The organism is Paenibacillus larvae subsp. larvae, from assembly GCF_002003265.1.
Lineage (GTDB): Bacteria > Bacillota > Bacilli > Paenibacillales > NBRC-103111 > Paenibacillus_H > Paenibacillus_H larvae.
The window spans coordinates 1561448-1583275 of the sequence record NZ_CP019687.1 but is presented as its reverse complement, the minus strand read 5'-3'; the positions used below and the strand labels follow the sequence as shown (position 1 = coordinate 1583275).

Below are 21828 nucleotides of genomic sequence, written 5' to 3'. Positions count from 1 at the left end.
TGAAATTCAAGTACAATAATATACATGTCAAGCGTCGGCGTTCAGCCCGGCGCTTCTTTTGTGGATATTTTTGACTAGTTTGCCTAAGAAGAGGAGAGAGACTCACAGCTATGCATGCCAGAGATAAAATAAAAAACATTGCTATTATTGCTCACGTTGACCATGGAAAAACTACCCTGGTGGACAAACTGCTCCAACAATCTGGTACTTTCCGTGAAAATGAAACCGTACAGGAACGCGCCATGGACTCCAATGACTTGGAAAGAGAACGCGGAATTACCATTTTGGCCAAAAATACAGCTGTTCACTACAAGGATTATCTGGTTAACATTGTAGATACACCAGGTCATGCTGACTTCGGAGGAGAAGTTGAACGGATTATGAAAATGGTGGATGGTGTCCTTCTTGTAGTGGATGCTTTTGAGGGGACTATGCCGCAAACTAAATTTGTTCTCCGCAAGGCTCTTGAACAAAACTTAACCCCGATTGTTGTAGTCAATAAGATTGACCGTCCCAATGCCAGACCCCTCGAAGTTATTGACGAGGTATTGGAACTGTTTATTGAGCTCGAAGCCAGTGACGAGCAGCTTGACTTTCCGGTAGTATACGCATCTGCTCTTCAAGGAACAGCCAGCCTGGATCCGAATAAGCAGGATGAGCATATGTCTGCTTTGTACGAGACCATAGTAAATCACATTCCATCCCCAAAAGAACCCGTAGACCAGCCTTTACAATTTTTGGTCACACTAATGGACTATAATGAATATTTAGGACGCATCGGGATCGGCCGTGTTAACCGTGGAGTTATCAGACAAGGACAATCCGTTGCTGTTATGACTCGTGAAGGCGGCATAAAGCAGGCACGTATCGAAAAACTGTTCGGTTTCCAAGGCCTGAAAAGAGTGGAAATCAAGGAGGCAGGGGCCGGAGATATTGTAGCTATTTCCGGAATTAAAGATATCAATATCGGAGAAACGATCGCAGATCCTGAAAAATCGGAAGCCCTTCCTGTTCTTAAGATTGACGAGCCCACTTTACAGATGACTTTTCTTGTGAATAACAGTCCTTTCGCCGGCCGAGAGGGAAAATGGGTGACCTCCCGCAAACTTCGCGAACGGCTTATGAAAGAACTGGAGACGGATGTAAGTCTCCGGGTGGAAGATACGGATTCGCCGGACGCTTTTATCGTTTCGGGACGGGGAGAACTTCACCTTGGCATCTTGATCGAAAACATGCGCCGCGAAGGTTTTGAGCTTCAAGTTTCAAAGCCGGAAGTAATTATTAAGGAAGTCGACGGCAAAAAAATGGAGCCAATTGAACGTCTGATTATTGACGTTCCGGAGGATAGCATGGGTGCAGTAATGGAAAGCCTGGGTACCCGTAAAGCCGAGATGGTCAATATGATTAACAACGGTAGCGGTAATGTACGGCTGGAATTTCTAATTCCCGCACGCGGCCTGATCGGATACAGGACTTCCTTCCTGACACTAACCCGGGGATACGGGGTACTGAACCACGCCTTTGACAGCTATGGGCCTTTTGCAGGTTCCGGTGTAGGCGGAAGACATGATGGGGTTCTGGTCTCGATGGAGAACGGGGTTGCGACCACTTATGGTATCCTGTCCATTGAAGACCGTGGAACACTCTTCGTTACACCAGGTACAGAGGTCTATGAGGGAATGATTGTCGGGGAACATAACCGGGATAATGACATCGTGGTTAATATCTGCAAAGAGAAACAACTAACGAATGTGCGCTCTGCCACCAAGGAAGAAACCGTGAAGATGAAAACACCGCGCCTGTATTCCCTCGAGCAGGCTCTCGAATATTTGAACGATGATGAATATTGTGAAATTACTCCGAGTTCTATCCGTCTCCGCAAAAAGATTTTAAATAAAAATGAACGTGAACGCGCCGAGAAACACCGCAAAAATGCGGAAAAAAGTGTATAATAAAGAAGGACAAGGGAAGTGTGGATGAATGACCGAAGCATTTCCCTTTTTTTCACCCTTTAAATCCACATTATGTTGAATTAGATCAAATATTTGGAAAGCGGGGCTTGCTTATTATGCCGGAATCCATGTATGACTGGTTTGCTGAATACCCTTACCTGTCTTTTCTGCTTATTTATGTGATGATTGCGTTTGTTTACAATAAAGTGTTCCGTACCCGAAGACTTCCCCTGTTGAAGGCACTGATTGTTTATGTTTTACTAGGGGTAGGGACAGCAATTTTACTCTTCTTTCAAATAATAGTCAAACTTCCTATCATCCCGTGCGTTGCTTTAGCCATATTTCTCATGTTTCTTGTACGGGTCCGTTATTTTGTGGAAGAACGAAGAAAAAAACAGAAAGATCAGATGTCTTAATCCGGGAGGGAACGGTAAACGTGAAATTGCAAGATGCTCTACTCAATTGGCTTCAGATATACATTGTAGCTGAAGCAAGGCCGGATGATGGAGCAGCTGTCCAAACGAAGCAGTTTTTTGAACAGATTCTTCAGGAAGACCATCATTTGACGGAATTTCATGTGGCTTTGAAAGACGAAGAATACATACAAGTGGATTATGTGCGGGATGGGGAATTATTCTCACAGCAGTTTGACCGTGCTTTTTCCGAGCAGCTGCTTATAGACATCAATTCCAATCCCAAATACTCAGATGAATAACAAGAAACAATTGACTAAATCGGGCGACATAACGGGCCCCTTTTGCCAGTACAATACAATAGAGGCTAAAGGGCCGGCTATTTTCTAATAAGGAGGAACCAGAAACATGAATAAATCGATGACAGAACTTAATGAACAACTGACACAGCATTTGCAGAAAGAAAATGTAGTATTCTTACATACACTTGATCATGAAAGCGGTGCTCCCACATCTAATGCCATCTCCTGGGTTCATGCGATGAGCCCTACTTTGGTGCGCTTTGCCCTGGATGGGAGGTCCCGCCTCATAGACAATATCAAGAAGCAGGATCAGGTAACCCTGACAGTTATCGCAGGCGGTACGGTATATGCGATTTACGGGAAAGCAAAAATGGTCTCAGAATCTTTGGAGGATGTTCCCTTTAAGCTGGCCGCGGTTGACCTTCATGTCGAAATGGTGCGGAATGTCATGTATTATGGCGGCCGCATCTCAGTGGAACCGGAATATGAAAAAACGTATGACAAACGTGCGGCTGAAAAGCTGGACGGACAAGTATTTTCTGCGATAAAAAAAGCCTGACAGCTATAAAGCTGTTCAGGCTTTTTCAATATTATTTTGCATAATTCTTCAAAACGGTAAGAGGGATATTCAAAGTTCCAATCGAATTGTGCAAAATCTGCCTTCGAGGAGAGCTACTGGGCAGCACTGCCAGGGGATGCAGGGTCTTGTGGAGTACTATTCATATTGGTATTTGGCGCAATTTGCGTATCTCTTGGAAGTTGCGGCATAATCCGTCCGACAATGTCGGACAGTTCAGTAGTGAATCCCGTAATAGGCCGCCCTTTTCGGGTTTCTTCCAAAATATTACTGATCCTCTTATTCACATCGGCATCTGCTGTAACAACAGAGTTAGCTCCGTACGGATCTTTTTTTAATGCTTCCGCTACGGAGAACTTGACGGAACCTACCTGCGACCGCTTCATATCTTCCTTGATGTCAATTCCAACGATGGCGGTCCGGCCAAAAACAACACAGCGGGCTTTTTGAACATTAGGATTACTTTTAGCGATTTGTTCCAGTCTTGTGGCAATTTGGGCATTATTCAAAGACGCTTTGTCCTGAGGAGCGGTTTGTTGAACCTTTATCTGCTGCTGATTTACATTGGGGCGGGGGGCGGCTCCCTTATTTGCAGTCGCACATCCTGCCACGAGAACACTGAGTCCGAGAATGCTTGTGATCCAAATTGATTTCATAAGCAGTTAATTCCTTTCTTTTTCTTAAAATATTGGTGATTTCCTTGATGTTTAATTCCGTGATTTTTTCAAAAGATAAGAACTAATCATTTCTTTGCTTTTGGGTTACTTTCAATATCTCCAAATGATTCCCTAAGCTTAACCAACAGATTTGCCTGCAAATAGGACAATAACCTTTTCTGCCTGCCATTTTTTCAGATATCTTACTTGTAGTGTACCCCCGCTTTCCAAGCGTATGTGCATTACCAGAATCTAGCGAACAAATTTGTGGAGGGATAGCGAATTGAAAAAAATCTTTGTCCTGGATACGAATGTGCTGCTGCAGGATCCCAATGCGATTTACGCTTTTGAAGATAATGAAGTGATCATTCCCGCAATAGTGTTAGAAGAAGTGGACAGTAAGAAGCGCAACGCTGACGAGCTTGGCCGAAATGCGAGACATGTATCCCGTATATTAGACGAATTAAGGAATCTGGGGAAATTATACGAAGGAATTCCTCTTAAACATGGCGGAATAATAAAAGTGGAATTAAATCACCGAAGCTTTTCCAAGATGCAGGATACTTTTATGGAAATTACTAATGATAACCGGATTCTGGCTGTTGCATTGAATTATCAACGGGAACAGGAATCCGGGGAACATCCCAGGCCTGTTATTCTGGTCAGCAAAGATACGCTTGTCCGGATTAAAGCGGATGTTTTGGGACTTACCGCGCAGGACTACTTGACGGACCGGGTAGTGAAGGACACGGATATGTACAGAGGTTACGTGCATGTGAATGTGCATCCTTCTATTATTGATGAATTTTATACGTACCGCTTTTTAAACATTCAGTCTTTACCCGGCTGCTATCAGTTTGTTCCTAATCAGTTTGTCATTTTAAAGGACGAGTTAGGTACTTCCAAATCGGCTCTTCTCCAGATTAGCCATGACGGCAAACGGCTGGAACCGTTATTTATCAGCGGAGACCCCATATGGGGAATTGGAGCACGCAATGCCCATCAAAGAATGGCCCTTGAACTTCTGCTTGATGATGAAATCCCTCTTGTAACTTTGGCTGGAAAAGCAGGTACAGGCAAAACTTTGCTAACTCTGGCGGCAGGGCTGCTAAAGGTTGAAGATGAACGTAAATATAAAAAACTGCTGATCGCAAGACCTGTTGTGCCAATGGGAAAAGACATCGGGTATTTACCGGGAGAAAAAGAGGAAAAATTAAGACCTTGGATGCAGCCTATCTACGATAACCTGGAGTATCTTTTTGACACCAAAAAACCCGGTGATATTGAGAAAGTACTGGCGGGTCTTGGCAGTATACAGGTAGAGGCATTAACATATATTAGAGGAAGGTCTATCCCAGGGCAATTTATCATCATTGATGAGGCGCAGAATTTATCCAAACATGAAGTGAAAACCATTGTTTCACGAGCCGGGGAGGGAAGCAAGATCGTTCTTTTAGGGGATCCGAACCAGATCGATCATCCATACCTGGATGCATTCAGTAACGGGCTTACGTATGTGATTGAGAAATTTAAAGGGCAACCGTTAGGTGGCCATGTTACCCTGGAAAAAGGAGAAAGATCCCGCCTGGCCCAGCTGGCTGCCGATTTACTTTAAACAAACAAAAACCGGGCTCAAAGCTCCGGTTCAGGCTGCCCAAGATAAGAGCGCCGGAAGCAAAAACCTTTTTATATCGGACATACTTTGTCTATACGCTCACCGGAGCCAAAGCTCCGGTTTTTTGCTGTCTATAAAGAAAATTTGAAATTAAGATTCAGCATTCCATCCGATACTTTCACGTCCGAAACCTTGATGAAGGAAACCATCAGCTTAGGATAAAATCCAAGATCAAAATCTTCCTCTAACGTTCTTCGGGTGGAAAGTGGAAGGGAGTATCCGTTGAAGACCAAATCTTCCAGATGAAAGGCAATGACCTATTCCCCCGAATCTTCTTCCAGCTTATAGGTTCCCTTGATTGTCATCTGGACATCTTTATCTTTGCCTTCTGCTACAACTTGGTTTTCCTTGAATCGGAAAGTCAGATGGGAAAATAAATTGTTTTTGGAGCGCAGAAAATTATTCAAATTACTGTCTGTGAGCTCGAATTGAGTACTGAATCCATTTAGTTTCAGATGTTTACTGCGGTCTTGCGTAACCAGCTCAGGCAGGTCTTTCATGGTTCTTGCGAGTTCTTTGAAATAAGTCTTGAACAGGGGAAGTCCCTCTGTCTCCCATTTCTTATTAAGCTGCCCGATTTGTTCCTCCAACTCTTTTTGCATACCGCTGTTTTTCAGCAGTAATTCCAGTTCCTGCTGTTTGGCCAGAAGTTCTTTTTTTTGCGCCAGGTACCGCTGTCTGGTTTCTTCCAGTTTTAATTTGGCTTTCTGCTGATTTTTACTGGTATTGGTAAGCTCTCGGACATCATCCGCATAATCCGACAATATTTTGTCCTGACGCTTGAAAATTTGCCGGATGTACCTGTACCGAATGAAAGCATTCTGGAAGGAATCAGCCTCAAGCACCGCCTGCCATAGGGAAGTCTGACCTCCCATATAATAAGCCTTAACTACCTTTTTGGCCCTCTCTCTCGTTATTTTGATATCCTTTTGTTTTTGTTCTATCTTGTTGTCAGTGGCGGAAATTTCCTGCTCTAGTTTTTCGTCCTGTTCAACCAGCCGTTCCAGCTCGCGGTCGATTTCATAAATTGTCAGCCCCTTTTGAAATACTTCCGAAGAGCCCATTTTGGCTGCTGCTGTTGAATATCCTGAAAAAAGAGACGGTAGAATCAAAAATATACAGATCCAGCGAATTCGTAAACACAATCTCATATGTACACGGTCCCCCCCCCCGGTCCGATTCCCGCTATTTCATATGTATTAAGACAGGGGCAAAAAAATGAACGGCACGTCCAACCAGATCCGGAGCAAAACCAATACCTGATAAAAATAAACTAGGCAACCCGGCCTCTCTTTTGTTAAGGTGATGATGAAAGGAAAAAAACGGAAGCTGGAATTCCGATACTTTGGGTAACAGCATTTTCTTTTATAATACCACTCCGGAAGGAGATCGGGGTTTAAAAATGAAAAATCAAATTTGGAGAGAGTGCAAATGAGTCCACTTTATTCGGGGACGGAAACGTCCCCGTTAACCGGTATTCTTCGTGACATGATTGAAAAGACGGTGGAACGGGCTATCCGCTTTGAAACCTATATGTCCCTATGTTTATATCATGAGACTTATGGTTACTATCGGACCAGCACCAAAAAAATCGGACGGGAGGGTGATTTTTACACAAGTTCTTATGTCGAGACGAGCATGGGAGAATGTCTGGCTGCTTATATGCTCTCTTACTGGTCCGAGTGTTCAGGCAGCTCCGCCGGTCCGCTCCATGTGGTGGAGTGGGGGGAGGAGAAGGAAAGCTTGCAGCCCATACGCTGGATGCCCTGATGAGAGCGGATAAGCAGATTTATCATCGTGTCCGGTATACGATGATTGAGACGAGCGGCTATCACCGTTCCATCCAGAAAAGCATGCTGGCTGCCCATGAAAACCGTCTCAGGTTTATGACGGAGGAGGAGTGGCTTGCGGCACCGCCGCATCCGGGAAGCATCGTGCTTGCCAACGAACTGCTTGATGCGTTCCCGGTATACCGCCTGCGCTGTGACCAGGGTACCCTCCAAGAGGGCTGGGTCACGTGGGATAGGCAGGCGCAGGCTTTCGCAGAGCGGTGGATGCCGCTTTGCGACCCGCGGCTTCACGCCTATCTGCAACAGGCAGGCGTGAAGCTTGCGGAGGGCCAGGTTGCGGAAGTCAACCTGGCGGGTCCGGCGTGGCTGGAACGCATCGCCGGTGCATTGCTGCGGGGGCGGATGGTGCTCATCGACTACGGCGATACCGCCGAAGAACTGTACGCCCCCCACCGTATGCGCGGGAGCCTGATGTGCTACCGCCGCCACCAGGCACATGACAACTTCTTCCTGTTCCCCGGAGAACAGGACATCACGAGTCATGTTGATTTTTCCGCCTGCCTTCGTACTCTAGAAGAGGCAGGTTACCGGACCCGCCTGATGACGCAGCGGGAGTTTATGGTCGAGCATGGAATTCTCGACCGGCTGCAAAATCATACCTACCGGGACCCGTTCAGCCCGGTAGCACGGCAAAACCGTGCTATCCGGCAGCTGCTGCTTAGCAACGGGATGGGTGAACTGTTCAAAGTAATAACCGCTGCCAAAGTGTAGAATTTCAGCACAAAATGAGATCCGGCTTTCAAAACCGGATCTCATTTCCCGATGTAACGGCTATTTTGCTTAAGCAAGAGGCATTTTGAAGACTGACCAGTAAGTAAAGCCTAGGAAGGCGATGACCATATATCCCCAAAACACCAGTATGTAGGTGCGTTCAGACAGTTTTAAGTAGCCCAGAAGGACAAATATCACGGTTTGGAAGAAGAAAATAAGGGACATTGCCATCATATCTCCGGCCAAACTCATCAGGGCAATAACCAAAGTCCAAAAACCGAGTACCCGAAACATACGATCCATCTTTGCACCCCCCTCTCTCTCACCGAACTGCAAATTTTTTCTATTCCCAATTATACCCTTGTTAAAATGAAATTGTAAACCAGCATTTTGCATATATTCATAAAATATTTCAAATGAAGCTCTATATGGTCTGAAAAATGTGACGAAAATAAATAAATGTTAGCTGAAGATGGAAGACTTTCTTTTTCTTTGTACAGGGAGGTATGAGCCGCCGAAAAAATGGAAATACCAAATAGTATCAAATAGATTCTATGAAATCTAGTATGAGCATAGAAATAACAGTAATGGTGTGATTATATCCGCATTCCGTGGCTGTTCTCCTGTCCCTCGGGAGACGGCTGATGGATTTTCACAAATGAACACAAGTAACAATGCCCTTGTAGGAACTGATTAGGAGGATTGACGATGTCTGCAATTAGACAGGACGCCTGGAGCGAAGAAGATGATTTAATGTTAGCTGAGGTTACCCTGCGCCATATTAGGGAGGGAAGTACTCAGTTAGCCGCATTTGAAGAAGTAGGAGAACGCATAGGCCGTACGGCCGCAGCCTGCGGATTCCGCTGGAACAGCTTTGTCCGCAAAAAATACGAAGCGGCTATTCAGATAGCTAAAGCCCAGCGGCAGAAAAAGTCCCACTACAAAAAGCATGCCGCCATGTCTACTATTTCTAGCATGTCTATGGCAACAGCCGAACCTGTAGAAGGAACAGCGGGCAAACATGATGTAATGATGGAAGAAGCCATGTCGATTGAAGCTGTAATCCGGTTTTTGCGGCAATGGAAAAATACTTCACAGGAGCTAATGCGAAGTTTCAAAAACATGGAAAGACAGCTTCAGGAAAAGCAGGAGGAACTTGAACGGTACCGCAGAGAAAACGAAAGGCTCAGCAAGCAGGTAAACGAAGTGGAAACCGATTATCGGGTAGTTAACGATGACTACAAAGCTTTGATCCAGATTATGGACCGTGCGAGAAAAATGGCTTTCTTGGTAGAAGAAGATGAGGAAAGCAAGCCGCGTTTTAAAATGGACGCGAATGGTAACTTAGAAAGAATAGATTAGGTTATCCGGAAAATCCTAGATCACGCGAATGAAGGTTTTCGCTGTTTTAGGATTTTTTGCATTTTCCAGAACATGTCTTGTAAAATAAGCGAATTATTCTTATCATTAAAATCAAATTTCATCGTCGGGATTTTCGAGAACTTGATATAATAAAACTTTAAAGCATTGCAAAGGCAGAGTGCAAATATGGTGAAGATACAGATTGTCGGAGCAGGTTCTTTGGGACTTTTATTTGCGGGAAAGCTTGCCGCAAGCTGCACAGTTGAACTGGTGACACGCAGAAAAGAGCAGGCTGCCCTTCTCCGAAAGGATGGGCTCCAGTTAAAGGGGCAAGCACCTGTTTATGAGGGCGAGCATCTTCGTTTCGTCTCATTTGAGGAGAAGAAAAAAGGGACGGGGCTCCAAAAGCCGTTTGATTATCAGCTTCTTACGGTAAAACAAACGGCTATTCAGGACGAACTCATCTCTTTTTTAGCAGCCTGGTTGTCCCCGCACACAACCGTTGTTTGTTTCCAGAATGGAATAGGCCATGAGGAACGCCTATTATCAGGAATTCCTTCCTCTCAACTTCTGCTGGCTGTAACGGCCCAGGGGGCCAGAAAGCATTCCGATACCATGGTGGAGCATACGGGGAACGGCTGGACCTATATCGGAGGAGCCCGCAAGGGGAATCAGCAAAATCAGGAAAAAAATATAAAGCGTTTACAAAAAATCTTGAAAAAAGAAGGAATTGAACTTTTGGTGTCGAACAACATTTATGAAAAGATATGGAATAAACTGCTGATCAATTCCGTAATCAACCCCGTAACTGCCATTCTTGGTGTTCCCAATGGCGATCTGCTTCATTCTGAACCCGCCCTTAAGCTTATGAGTTCTTTGTATAAGGAAGGTCTTCTGTGTGCGAAGGCTGAACGTATACCTGTTCAAGAGAATATGTGGGAGCAAATTCTTTCGGTTTGCCAGAATACTTCTTCCAATTTATCTTCCATGCTGCAGGACAGGCTTGGTGCCAGGCAGACAGAGATTGAGTATATTAACGGAAGTTTGCTGCGCATCGGAAGAAAGTACGGTTTTCACTTGCCGGTGAATGAAACTATATATCAGCTTATACGAGCTTTAGAACCAAAGTAGGTGATGGCCCTGTGGAAACATTATGGGACTGGCTGACAAGCTTATATGCCGTTATGGCAGTGCTGCCGTTCCTGTCCTTTTTTGTATTCTGGCTGATTTTGTATGGTGTGTCCAAAAAGAAAAAAACGGCGACGAAGCTTTCAGCAGATATAACTACTTTTCTGCTGATCGGCTCCGTATATTCGCTGTGGAATCGTCTTTTTAACAGTTCATTTGGCCTTTGGCTGGCGCTGCTGTTTGTTTTAGTCTCATTTGGTCTTATTGGAGGCTACCAGAACAGGCAGCATGGGAAGGCGGATTTTTCCAAGGTGGCCCGTATTTCATGGAGAATCAGCTTTCTATGCTTCACAGTCTTGTATGCGGCTCTTCTCATATGGAATATTGGCAAGAGTCTATTGGCGGGCTCCGTTTCATAACATAAAAAATATGACTTTTCATAAAGTGAAGTAAGGGTTTTCATAACATAAAGGTGAAAAAGGGGAAAATTCTTTTGTATTTTTCAAAAAATTCGTATAGATTTTATTAACCTCTGGTTGTATAATAAAAAATTAAATAACCGTATAAATATAAATCTATTAGCTTATCCCGCTAGATTAGAGAATTTTTACTAATTTTTTTGTAGACATTATCCCGCCTTGTGTTATAATACTTTACATAAAAAAGTTGTTTTGGAACTTGTGTCAGGAAAGGTAACAAAGGGTTAGTGGTGTGAGGTTGATGGTGGAGATCAATACGAAACGCCTTAACCATATAGAAAAAAGTAACATCTATTTTAGAGGAGGGCTCAAATGAAAGCGAAAAAATGGCTATCGTCAGCTATGGTGCTTACCCTTGTAGGCGGTCTGGCTGCAGGTTGCGGTAGTGGAAATGACAGCAAGGGGGCAGGCGATGGAAGTGGAAGCTCCAAGCCTCAGGAAATCAACATTAACTACTCTGCGGAACCTCCTATACTGGATAGTTCCAAAGGGACTGCGCAAGCGGCCTTTACCATACTCAATGCTTTTAATGAAGGTTTGTACCGTGCAGATAAAGATGGCAAGATGCAGCCTGCTCTGGCTGCGGGAGAGCCTGAAATTTCCGAAGATAAACTCACTTATACAATCAAAATCCGTGACGACGCTAAGTGGAGTGACGGTGAGCCTGTGAAGGCACAGGATTTTGTTTATTCTTACAGACGGACCGTTGAACCTAGCACGAAAGCACAGTATGCGTTCATGGTGGCCTGGATCAAAGGCGGAAGCGATGTCATGAAGGCGGAGACTCCTGAAGAAGTTAAAGCCAAACAGGAAGCTATGGGCGTGAAAGCTATTGACGACAAAACGCTTGAAATTACACTGGAGAAACCGGTTGTTTTCTTCAAGGACCTGCTTGCATTCCCGCTCTTCTTCCCGCAAAGACAAGATTATGTTGAGAAATATGGCGACAAGTACGGAGCCGATTTCGACAAAATTATCGGAGCCGGTCCGTTCAAACTGACTGCCTGGGATCATGAAGCTAAGCTGATCCTGGAGAAGAACGACAAATACTGGGATGCTAACAACGTAAAGCTGACCAAAGCAACTGTCAATATTGTAAAAGACCAGAACTCCAGCTTGAACATGTATGAAACAAATGCTGCAGATGTAACTATTCTTAAAGGCGAAGCTTACGAAAGTTATAAAGACAAGCCTGACCTGAAACTGAAAAAAGAGCTGACTAATGCATACATCATGTTCCAAACTAAAAATGAGGCATTGAAAAATCAGAAAATTCGCCAAGCGCTGGATATGGCCATTGACAGACAGGCGTTTGTGGATACGGTTTTGAAGGACGGGTCCAAGCCTTCCACCGGATTTGTGCCTTTCGGAACCAACGATGGTAATGGTCAGGAATTCCGTAAAACGGCCGGCGATACCCAGCCAAAACCGGACAAAGAAAAAGCAAAACAACTTCTTGAAGAAGGCTTGAAAGAGGCCGGGCTATCCTCCATGCCAACACTTAAACTTATGGGTGACGATACGGAAACTGCGAAGAAATCGCTTGAATTCCTGGTTGCACAGTGGAGCGAAAATTTGGGGATTAAGGTTGAAACTGAGCCGGTTCCACATGCACTTCGTCTGGAGAAGTCCAAAAACCACGATTTTGACATGGTTCTAGCCCTGTGGGGTGCCGATTACAATGATCCGATGTCCTTCCTCGATCTGTGGATTACCGGAAGTGATTTCAATGAAATCGGTTGGAGCAATCCGAAATATGACGAATTGATCAAGCAGGCTAGTGTTGAATTAGATCCAGCCGAGCGTGCGCAGCAATTCGTTGATGCAGAGAAAATTCTGATGGAAGAAATGCCTCTGTCTCCACTATACTTCCGTACACAGCCATATGCGGTAAAAGAGAACATTGAAGGCCTTCTGCTGCCGGGATTAGGTATGGAGTGGGATCTGAAGTATACTTCTGTAAAGTAATAAGTAAATTACATGATTGATTGGAAGGGGACGCTCGCACCTCGTGAGAACGTCCCCTTCTGATTCCTGATTTTATACACACTAAGGGAGGGGCCCATGTGTCCAGATATATTCTGCGCAGATTGATTTATGCGCTCATTACATTATGGCTCATCATCTCACTCACGTTCGTCCTGATGCACAACCTGCCCGGTGATCCATTTGGTGAGAATGCCAACAAGCTGCCTAAACAGCAGAAGGAACTGTTGCTCAAGCAATACGGGCTTGACAAACCAATGTGGGAGCAATATCTCATCTACATGAAAAAAGCGGTCCAGGGTGACTTTGGCGTATCCTACCAGTTCCCGGCCAAATCGGTTACTGACATTATCAAACAAGCTTTCCCTAATTCCTTGGAACTTGGGCTTTATTCGATTGTGATTTCGATTTTTTTCGGTTTATTGCTAGGCATCATTGCCGCCTTGAGACATAATAAGTGGCAGGATTATAGTGCCATGTTCCTCGCAGTGGTGGGAATATCTATTCCATCTTTTGTGTTGGGGCCATTGCTTGCTTATTTCATCGGTGTGAAACTGGAATGGCTGCCTGTAGCCTTGTGGAACGGGCCCAAGTTTAAAATCCTTCCTTCTATCGCGCTATCTTTCGGTACGATCGCTATCCTGGCCAGGATGATGAGGACTTCCATGCTGGACGTGCTCAATATGGATTATATTAAAACAGCCAAGGCCAAAGGACTTGCTCAACCGGCTGTCATTGTGAAACACGCAATCCGGAATGCAATTCTTCCGGTAGTTACGATTATCGGTCCCATTTTCGTCAACATTATTACAGGTACTCTAGTAGTTGAACAAATCTTTGCAATTCCCGGATTGGGTAAACACTTTGTGAACTCCATCTCTACTAATGATTATTCCATGATCTGTGGTTTGACCATCTTTTATTCTGCCATACTAATTGTTGTTATTCTTGTAACAGATTTGCTTTATGGTTTGGTAGATCCTGGAATCAGACTCGGGAAAGGCGGGAAGTAAGCATGCAAACACCAGTAACATCTGATACAACTTCAACAAACAGGTTTGCCCCGGCTTCCAGAGAAAAGCTGGAAAGTGAACAAATTGTCAGGCCTTCACAAACGTTCTGGCAAGATGCTTGGCGACGACTTAAGAAAAACAGACTGGCTATGGCCGGCTTAATCATATTGATTACTCTTACATTATTTGCCATCATCGCTCCTATGATTTCCGGGTACGAGGCAGATATCCAAGATTTGACGGCAAAAAACCAAACCCCAAGCTCAGACCACTGGTTCGGAACTGATGATTTCGGGCGTGATTTATGGACTCGTGTCTGGTGGGGGACCCGCGTATCTTTATTTATTGGGATTGTAGCTGCTATTCTTGATTTGATTATCGGTGTTATCTATGGTGGTATATCCGGATATTACGGAGGCAAGATCGATAACATTATGCAGCGTTTCATTGAAATTATTTATTCTATTCCTTATCTTCTCATTACTGTACTGATGATCATGGTTATGGGTGCCGGCATATGGACGATTATCATCGCTTATTCCATTACCGGCTGGGTTGGAATGGCGCGTCTTGTCCGTGGTCAAGTACTGGCGCTGAAAGAGCAGGAGTATGTCCTTGCGTCCAAAACACTAGGTGCAAGCTCCTGGCGTATTATAATGAAGAACCTGATTCCCAATGCAATGGCCATCATTATCGTACAAATTACTTTTGTCGTACCGTCCGCTATTTTTGCCGAGGCCTTCCTTAGCTTTATCGGACTGGGACTTCGTCCGCCTGATGCTTCACTCGGCTCGCTGCTTTCCGACGGTGCGAACTCCATGCGCTACTTCCCGCACCGCCTGCTTTTCCCGACAGCTATTTTCAGCTTAGTACTCTTAAGCTTTAACCTGCTGGGTGACGGTCTTCGTGATGCGCTGGATCCAAGAATGAGAAAATAAGGGGGAGGACCAACATGAGTAAACAAAAAGAGACCATTCTTGATGTCAAAGATTTACGGGTATCCTTCCAACATCATGCAGGCGAAATTCAAGCGGTACGCGGTGTTTCGTTTCATTTGAATAAGGGAGAGGTCCTGGCGATTGTTGGTGAATCAGGATGCGGTAAGTCCGTAAGGGCTCAAACCTTGATGAGGCTGAACCCGTCTCCGCCAACGATCATCAAAAGCGGTTCGATTTTGTTCGATGGTGATACTGAGATTACGGAATTAAGTGAAAAGCAAATGCAGAAAATCAGGGGTTCCGAGATCGGTATGATCTTCCAGGACCCGATGACTTCTCTTAATCCGACAATGACTGTAGGCAAACAGATAGCCGAGACACTGATCAAGCACCAGAATATGTCAAAATTGGATGCGATGAAAAAAGCGGTTGATATGCTGAAGTTAGTAGGCATCTCCAATCCGGAAGGCCGTGTGAAACAATATCCGCACGAATTATCCGGAGGGATGAGACAAAGGGTCATGATCGCAATTGCCCTTGCCTGCTCGCCAAAGCTTCTCATTGCTGATGAACCGACCACGGCACTTGATGTGACCATTCAGGCGCAGATCATCGATTTGATGAAGAAATTATCCGAAACAGTAGATTCTGCAATTATTCTGATCACCCATGATCTGGGTGTTGTGGCTGAGATGGCTCAGCGTGTTCTTGTTATGTATGCGGGAATGGTTGTAGAACAAGGCACACTGGATGAAATTTTCTATGACCCCCGTCATCCGTATACTTGGGGGCTGCTCAAATCAGTCCCTCGCCTGGATACGCAGCATGACGAAGACCTTGTTCCAATCCCGGGAACCCCTCCGGATTTGTTTGCTCCTCCCAAGGGATGCCCATTTGCGGCCAGATGCCCTTATGCCATGGAAGTGTGCGTGAACGAGTTCCCTGAATATACGGAGCTTTCAGATCATCATACAGCTGCCTGCTGGCTGCTGCATCCTGATGCTCCAAAAGTGGAACGTCCGATTGAACTAGGAGGGAAGGTCCATGTCTGAACAACCGATTCTGCAAGTCCGTGAAATGAAAAAACACTTCGTAGTGGGGTCGGGGAAAGTCCTAAAAGCAGTGGACAACTTCTCGATTGACATTAAACGCGGCGAAACGTTTGGTCTTGTTGGAGAGTCGGGCTGCGGTAAATCCACAGCCGGACGAACTATTATTAATCTGTATAAAGCCACTTCCGGAGAAGTTCTTTTCAACGGAGAGAACGTTCATACATTGTCCGGAAAAAAACTGAAACAATTTAACCGTAATATGCAAATGGTGTTTCAGGATCCGTACGCTTCCTTGAACCCGAGAATGTCTGTCGGCAACATCATTGCGGAAGGACTGGACATTCATGGACTGGCTTCCGGGTCCAAGCGTAAACAGCGGGTAGCCGAATTACTGCATGCAGTTGGTTTGAATGAGGAACATGCTAGCCGGTTTCCGCATGAATTCTCCGGTGGCCAGCGGCAGCGGATCGGAATTGCCCGTGCGCTTGCCATCGATCCGCAGTTTATTATTGCGGATGAACCGATTTCCGCTCTTGATGTGTCGGTACAAGCCCAAGTAGTAAACTTGTTCCGGGATCTGCAAAGAGAACACGGGCTTACTTATTTGTTTATTGCCCATGACCTGGCGATGGTGAAACACATCTCTGACCGGATTGGCGTGATGTACCTCGGACATCTGGTAGAGGTAACAACTTCGGAAGCTCTTTATGCGAAGCCGCTCCATCCTTATACTGCCTCACTTCTTTCGGCTATTCCGATTCCGGACCCGGAAATTGAACGGACAAGAGAAAAAATTATTCTGGAAGGCGAAGTGCCAAGTCCATTAAATCCGCCAAGCGGCTGCCCCTTCCGGACGCGCTGCCCGAAAGCGATGGAAGAATGTGCTCTATCTATGCCGCCGATGAAAGAAGTGGAACCAGGCCATTTTGTGGCTTGTCATCTTCATAATTGAATGAAAACCCGTCCGCAAGGGCGGGTTTTTTTAAAACTGTGGGCTACTTCCCGAATATCAGGATACTAAGCAGCATAGGGTACATAGCGGAAACTTTGACGATTTTCCTTATCCTGTGTACAATTAAAAGGAAGAAACTTATTTATTTATATTAAATAGGAGGCGGCTAGGATCTTGAAATGGGAAGCATTTCATTGGACACAAAGCCAGCCTTTAGCCGAGGATTACAACCATCACTTTACTCGTGTGCAGGAGTTATATGATTTTAATCCATGGGAAGAAGGCAGCTTGCAGCGCCGGGCAGACTGGGTCCGCTCTTCCGGAACCGCACAAGCGGACCGTGCTGCACTGATTCAGGCGCTTAAGGAATACAACCACAGATTGAATCAGCCGCCGGAAGCCCTGAGAGCCGTCGAAGCGTTGGAGTCTCCAGATGCGTTGGCTGTTGTAGGAGGTCAGCAGGCAGGGCTCTTCGGCGGTCCACTGCTCGTTCTGTATAAAGCCATCACGATTTTGCAAGTTGCAAAACAGGCAGCAGACCAGCTCAGTTGTCCGGTTATTCCGGTTTTTTGGATAGCCGGAGAAGATCATGACTGGGATGAGGCGAATCATATGTATTATTTTGGACATAATCTTACTCTGCAGAAAATCCGGCTTAACGGGAGGAAAAATGTAAGAACCTCAGTTAGCAGGACTGTTGTTACTTCCAGTGACTGGATGAAAGCACTTCGCCAGCTTGACCACTCGTTAATGGATAGCCCGCATAAAGGGGAACTGCTGCTGGAGATCTCGAACACGCTGGAAGATGATCCTTCATTAAGCCTTGCTTTTGGGCGCTGGATGTCAAAGCTGTTCGGAAAATATGGGCTTGTTCTTACGGACTCGGATGATCCGAACTTGCGCAAGCTGGAAAGTCCCTTTTTTGAGAAGCTGATATCCCGCAATACGGAACTTCGCAGCGCTCTGAAAAACGGGGAGGACCGGGTGAAAGCCCTGGGATATCATCCCCAGGTTTCCATTGAAGAAAATCAGGCCCACTTGTTTTTGTTTCATGAAGATACGGGTGAAAGGCAGCTTTTATTTAAAGACGGAGAAATTTTCACCGATAAACGCGGTTTTCTGAAGTATTCGCCGAACCATCTGGGAGACCTGGCCTTTTGTTCACCCGAGCGGTTTAGCAACAATGTGATGACAAGACCGCTTATGCAGGAATTTTTATTTCCTGTGCTGTGTACTGTGCTGGGTGGGGCAGAAATTGCTTACTGGGGATTAACAAGGGAAGCCTTCCATTTGTTTGGTATGAAATTGCCCATACTAATCCCGCGTGCGGGTGTTACTTTAGTGACCGATTCTGTACATAAATGGATGAAAACCCATGCAATCCGTAAAGAAGACATCATGGCAGGATTGGAGGCGCGTAAAGAAGAATGGTTAAGAGAGCAACGCCCTGTGGACTATCCAGGTCATTTTGAAAAGGTAAGAAGACAGTTCAAAGAGATATATGATCCTCTTCTGGACTCGATTTCGGCTATTAATAAAGGATTAAAAACGCTGGGTGAAATCAATATGGATCATATTCTCAAGCAGGTCCGTTACTTGGAGGAAAAGACAGAGCAGGCCCACCGGACTAAATACGATAAAGCAATTCGGCAATGGGAACGTCTCACACAAAGCTTGACGCCCATGGGTAAACCGCAGGAGCGTGTGTTGAATGCCTGTGCCTTCCTGAATCAATATGGAAACGCTTGGCTTAACGATTTGGTAGAAACACAATTGCCGCTTGGCGGCAAGCATAGTGTTTACTATATTTAGTCTATAGGGAGGAGATTCATCCATGAATACTGTGGAAAGAAGTATTGTCAAAGACATGTCATTGGCGCGGGAGGGGCATTTAAAAATTGATTGGGTCAGGGCTCATATGCCTGTACTCAATCGAATCCGCGAGCAGTTTGAGAAAGAACTGCCTTTTCAAGGACTGAAAGTAGTGATTTCCCTGCATCTGGAGGCCAAAACGGCTTATCTTGCCAAGGTAATTAAAGCTGGGGGTGCAGAGGTGGCAATAACGGGAAGCAACCCTCTTTCCACACAGGATGATGTTTGTGCAGCTTTGGTTGAGGATGGCATTACCGTATACGCCAAGTATAATCCGGAACCGGCAGAATATAAGTCCCTGCTCATGAAAACGCTGGAAACCAAACCGGATTTAATCATTGACGACGGCGGAGATCTTATTTCCATCCTGCATTCCGAAAGACAAGACCTGCTTGAAGGTATCCGCGGAGGCGCGGAAGAGACAACAACGGGTATCCTCCGGTTAAAAGCCATGGAAAAAGAAGGGCAGCTGCAATTTCCGATGGTAGCTGTGAATGATGCTTACTGCAAGTACTTATTTGATAATCGTTATGGTACCGGGCAATCGGTATTTGACGGAATTAACCGGACAACTAACCTGGTGGTAGCTGGTAAAACAGTTGTCGTTGCAGGATATGGCTGGTGCGGAAAAGGGGTAGCTATGCGGGCCAAAGGCCTAGGCGCCCAAGTGGTGGTTACGGAAGTGGATGCCATTAAAGCGGTTGAGGCCTACATGGACGGATTCACTGTACTGCCGATGAAAGAAGCCGCCAAGATTGGCGATTACTTTATCACCGTAACCGGTAACCGGGATATTATTACCAGGGAAGACTACGAGGTAATGAAAGAAGGGGCCATTCTCTCCAATGCCGGACATTTCGATGTAGAAGTGAATAAAGAGGATCTGGAGGCTCTTGCCTCTTCTAAACGAACCGTGCGTAAAAACATTGAGGAATATCAGTTGAAAAATGGCAAGAAAGTCTACTTGCTGGCTGAAGGACGTCTGGTGAATCTGGCCGCTGGAGACGGGCACCCCGCAGAGATCATGGATATGACGTTTGCCCTTCAGGCTATGGGACTCAAGTACATCAATGAACACTATAAGGAGATCGGAGGCAAGGTCATCAACGTGCCGTATGAAATCGACGAGAAAGTTGCACGGATGAAATTGGAATCCCTCGGCATCTCCCTCGATAGCTTAAGCGAAGCCCAAAAACAGTATTTGGACAGCTGGAAAGAAGAATAGATGAGGCAATAAAAACCCTGCTGGAAATGGTCAAGACCCCATTTTGTAGACATTGAAAAAAGACCCTAGGCGGCAAGCTGGCGTCGGTACTCAACCGGCGTCAGCTTCTTTAATTTTCGTTGTGGTCGGCTTTGGTTGTAAAAATGAATATATTCCTCAATTCGTCTTTGTGCCTCATCCAAACTTCGTATCATAAAGGTAGAGCCCTTCCGTTTTGAGATGCGAGAAGAAGCTCTCCATCGAGGCGTTTTCATAACAATTGCCTCTGCGAGACATGCTGATTTGAGCGCCGACCTTTCGCAGCATATCGTGGTAAGGGTAAGACGTGTACTGGAATCCTTGGTCACTGTGAACGATCAGTCCAGTCACGTCTTTCGCCGTTTCAAAGGCTTTTGTAAACGTTTGGAGGACAAGCTGATTATCGTTACGAAGGCTCATGTGGTAAGCCACAATCTCATTATTGTACAAGTCCTTAATAGCCGACACGTACAGCCAGGTATCTGCCACACGGTACTGGGTGACATCGGTCACCCATTTTTGATGAAGTGCATCCGCTGTAAAATCGCGCTGCAGCATATTCTCTGCAACTCGGCCTCCTATAGAGGAACTATAGTTACAGCGATGCTTACGGCGAATGCGGGAACGCAATCCCATTTCTTGCATGAGACGCAGCACCTTCTTATGGTTGATCCACACTCCGTGGTCTTGCAGCAGAAATAGCTGGGTTTGCTGATATCCATATGTACTGATATTGGCTTTGGCCGTTTGTAGTCTGATAGCCTGTATTATTGCCGGAGGAGACCAAAGCAGGGGCCGCCGGGGTGAAAGAAATCGCCGAAAGACCCAAGGAAGGTGCCTAAACGGGAGAAAAAGACGAACGTTCTCAGGTGAATAGGGAGACCGGAACCGAGTTTGTAGAAGGATATAATCAGAAACTGATTTACACAGCTAGTTTGAATTTGGAAGTCCGGGATTATGGGGAGGGGGCCGATCAAGTTAAAAATACGGTTAAAGAAGGGGGCGGGTAAAAGTACTCCTCTGAACACAGATTCGTAATCCTGCTTATCGCAGGAGATAATTGTGTCTGAATTGTGACAGGAATAAAAAAAAGAAGAAAACCTACTTCCTTTAGCAGGATTTTTTGTGTGGGTGGAGAACATGTAATGTCATGTGGAGGAAAGTGGGGAAAAGGGGGGAACCAATTCATGTTCATGGGGGAATATCAACATAGCATTGATGAGAAAGGCCGATTGATCATTCCCGCCAAGTTTCGTGAATCCCTTGGAGCTTCCTTTGTCATTACCCGCGGCCTCGACAACTGTTTGTTTGTCTATCCTAAGTCTGAATGGGCGGTTCTGGAGCAAAAGTTAAAGTCACTGCCTCTGATGAAAGCAGATGCCAGGGCTTTTACACGTTTCTTTTTCTCAGGAGCTACAGAAAGCGAATTGGATAAACAAGGAAGGGTCAATATTGCGAAAAATCTCGCCCAGTATGCTAAGCTGGAAAAAGATTGCGTAGTCATCGGGGTTTCCAACCGCGTTGAGATTTGGAGCAGGGAGATATGGGAAAACTACTTCCAAACATCTGAGCAATCTTTTAATGAAATTGCCGAGAAGTTGGTCGATTTTGATTTTGACTTGTAAAAACATCAGGATAGTGCCCGCTACGAACTTAGGAGGAAATTG

General features: G+C 45.4%; 24 protein-coding genes. 19 read left to right on the top strand and 5 right to left on the bottom strand.

Features of this window, described 5'->3' with window-relative positions; all coding sequences use genetic code 11:
- Positions 1-110 precede the first annotated feature (110 nt).
- The 4 genes from typA to BXP28_RS08175 all read left to right on the top strand — a co-directional run bounded on the left by typA (position 111) and on the right by BXP28_RS08175 (position 3226).
- Entirely contained in the window at positions 111-1952 is a 1842-nt protein-coding gene (gene typA / locus BXP28_RS08190; RefSeq protein ID WP_024094514.1) for a translational GTPase TypA, read from the top strand.
- A gap of 116 nt (positions 1953-2068) precedes the next feature.
- Complete coding sequence (locus tag BXP28_RS08185; RefSeq protein WP_309556360.1) at positions 2069-2368, top strand: YlaH-like family protein; 300 nt, start codon at positions 2069-2071, stop codon at positions 2366-2368.
- Positions 2369-2388: 20 nt separating this feature from the next.
- Complete coding sequence (locus BXP28_RS08180; protein WP_024094512.1) at positions 2389-2667, top strand: hypothetical protein; 279 nt, start codon at positions 2389-2391, stop codon at positions 2665-2667.
- A 106-nt stretch (positions 2668-2773) separates the two neighbouring features.
- Positions 2774-3226: a pyridoxamine 5'-phosphate oxidase family protein gene (locus tag BXP28_RS08175; protein WP_023483706.1), complete on the top strand. Its 453-nt coding sequence runs from the start codon at positions 2774-2776 to the stop codon at positions 3224-3226.
- Between the two features lie 113 nt (positions 3227-3339).
- Here BXP28_RS08175 and BXP28_RS08170 read toward each other — a convergent pair whose 3' ends face one another.
- Positions 3340-3900 carry a YhcN/YlaJ family sporulation lipoprotein gene (locus BXP28_RS08170; protein ID WP_023483707.1) on the bottom strand — a complete coding sequence of 187 codons (561 nt, stop codon included), beginning with the start codon at positions 3898-3900 and terminating at the stop codon, positions 3340-3342.
- 283 nt (positions 3901-4183) lie between these two features.
- Between BXP28_RS08170 and BXP28_RS08165 the strand changes: the two genes are divergently transcribed.
- On the top strand, positions 4184-5515 hold the full coding sequence (locus BXP28_RS08165; protein WP_023483708.1) for a PhoH family protein: 1332 nt from the start codon (positions 4184-4186) through the stop codon (positions 5513-5515).
- Positions 5516-5832: 317 nt separating this feature from the next.
- On the opposite strand, the gene BXP28_RS08160 is transcribed toward BXP28_RS08165, so the two are convergent.
- On the bottom strand, positions 5833-6726 hold the full coding sequence (locus BXP28_RS08160) for a coiled-coil domain-containing protein (protein ID WP_036654788.1): 894 nt from the start codon (positions 6724-6726) through the stop codon (positions 5833-5835).
- A gap of 280 nt (positions 6727-7006) precedes the next feature.
- Here BXP28_RS08160 and BXP28_RS23240 point away from each other — a divergent pair, with 280 nt between their 5' ends.
- Both BXP28_RS23240 and BXP28_RS08155 read left to right on the top strand, forming a co-directional pair.
- Complete coding sequence (locus BXP28_RS23240; RefSeq protein WP_167552498.1) at positions 7007-7345, top strand: class I SAM-dependent methyltransferase; 339 nt, start codon at positions 7007-7009, stop codon at positions 7343-7345.
- Complete coding sequence (locus BXP28_RS08155) at positions 7345-8136, top strand: SAM-dependent methyltransferase (RefSeq protein ID WP_257125677.1); 792 nt, start codon at positions 7345-7347, stop codon at positions 8134-8136. Before BXP28_RS23240 ends, BXP28_RS08155 begins: the two co-directional genes overlap by 1 nt.
- 69 nt (positions 8137-8205) lie before the next feature.
- On the opposite strand, the gene BXP28_RS08150 is transcribed toward BXP28_RS08155, so the two are convergent.
- Entirely contained in the window at positions 8206-8439 is a 234-nt protein-coding gene (locus BXP28_RS08150) for a DUF2626 domain-containing protein (RefSeq protein WP_036654785.1), read from the bottom strand.
- A gap of 405 nt (positions 8440-8844) precedes the next feature.
- Between BXP28_RS08150 and BXP28_RS08145 the strand changes: the two genes are divergently transcribed.
- From BXP28_RS08145 to BXP28_RS08100, 10 genes are all read left to right on the top strand, one after another.
- Positions 8845-9498 (top strand): RsfA family transcriptional regulator, encoded by a 654-nt coding sequence (locus tag BXP28_RS08145; protein ID WP_023483712.1) that lies wholly within the window; start codon positions 8845-8847, stop codon positions 9496-9498.
- Positions 9499-9684: 186 nt separating this feature from the next.
- Entirely contained in the window at positions 9685-10629 is a 945-nt protein-coding gene (locus BXP28_RS08140; protein ID WP_023483713.1) for a ketopantoate reductase family protein, read from the top strand.
- A gap of 11 nt (positions 10630-10640) precedes the next feature.
- Positions 10641-11045: a DUF3397 domain-containing protein gene (locus tag BXP28_RS08135; protein WP_023483714.1), complete on the top strand. Its 405-nt coding sequence runs from the start codon at positions 10641-10643 to the stop codon at positions 11043-11045.
- Positions 11046-11417: 372 nt separating this feature from the next.
- Positions 11418-13073 carry a peptide ABC transporter substrate-binding protein gene (locus BXP28_RS08130; RefSeq protein ID WP_023483715.1) on the top strand — a complete coding sequence of 552 codons (1656 nt, stop codon included), beginning with the start codon at positions 11418-11420 and terminating at the stop codon, positions 13071-13073.
- Positions 13074-13171: 98 nt separating this feature from the next.
- Positions 13172-14104, top strand: coding sequence for an ABC transporter permease (locus BXP28_RS08125; RefSeq protein WP_036654781.1), 933 nt, complete (start codon positions 13172-13174; stop codon positions 14102-14104).
- Positions 14105-14106: 2 nt separating this feature from the next.
- A complete protein-coding gene (locus BXP28_RS08120; RefSeq protein ID WP_024094504.1) occupies positions 14107-15042 on the top strand; it encodes an ABC transporter permease in 936 nt (311 codons plus the stop codon).
- A 14-nt stretch (positions 15043-15056) separates the two neighbouring features.
- Positions 15057-16094: an ABC transporter ATP-binding protein gene (locus BXP28_RS08115; RefSeq protein ID WP_023483718.1), complete on the top strand. Its 1038-nt coding sequence runs from the start codon at positions 15057-15059 to the stop codon at positions 16092-16094.
- Entirely contained in the window at positions 16087-17046 is a 960-nt protein-coding gene (locus BXP28_RS08110; protein WP_023483719.1) for an ABC transporter ATP-binding protein, read from the top strand. Before BXP28_RS08115 ends, BXP28_RS08110 begins: the two co-directional genes overlap by 8 nt.
- Before the next feature lie 174 nt (positions 17047-17220).
- The gene (gene bshC, locus BXP28_RS08105; RefSeq protein ID WP_036654779.1) at positions 17221-18858 is read left to right on the top strand and encodes a bacillithiol biosynthesis cysteine-adding enzyme BshC; all 1638 of its coding nucleotides are present in this window, start codon (positions 17221-17223) and stop codon (positions 18856-18858) included.
- Between the two features lie 22 nt (positions 18859-18880).
- Positions 18881-20143, top strand: a complete 1263-nt coding sequence (locus BXP28_RS08100) for an adenosylhomocysteinase (RefSeq protein ID WP_023483721.1) — start codon at positions 18881-18883, stop codon at positions 20141-20143.
- Positions 20144-20208: 65 nt separating this feature from the next.
- On the opposite strand, the gene BXP28_RS25035 is transcribed toward BXP28_RS08100, so the two are convergent.
- Positions 20209-20337: an IS3 family transposase gene (locus BXP28_RS25035; RefSeq protein ID WP_158225753.1), complete on the bottom strand. Its 129-nt coding sequence runs from the start codon at positions 20335-20337 to the stop codon at positions 20209-20211.
- Entirely contained in the window at positions 20318-20893 is a 576-nt protein-coding gene (locus BXP28_RS08095; protein ID WP_235430635.1) for an IS3 family transposase, read from the bottom strand. The genes BXP28_RS25035 and BXP28_RS08095 overlap by 20 nt, the downstream gene beginning before the upstream one ends.
- A gap of 137 nt (positions 20894-21030) precedes the next feature.
- Here BXP28_RS08095 and BXP28_RS22620 point away from each other — a divergent pair, with 137 nt between their 5' ends.
- Together BXP28_RS22620 and mraZ are read left to right on the top strand one after the other, a co-directional pair.
- Positions 21031-21171: a hypothetical protein gene (locus BXP28_RS22620; protein WP_144029665.1), complete on the top strand. Its 141-nt coding sequence runs from the start codon at positions 21031-21033 to the stop codon at positions 21169-21171.
- A 177-nt stretch (positions 21172-21348) separates the two neighbouring features.
- Positions 21349-21786: a division/cell wall cluster transcriptional repressor MraZ gene (mraZ, locus tag BXP28_RS08090; protein WP_036656856.1), complete on the top strand. Its 438-nt coding sequence runs from the start codon at positions 21349-21351 to the stop codon at positions 21784-21786.
- Positions 21787-21828: the final 42 nt, after the last annotated feature.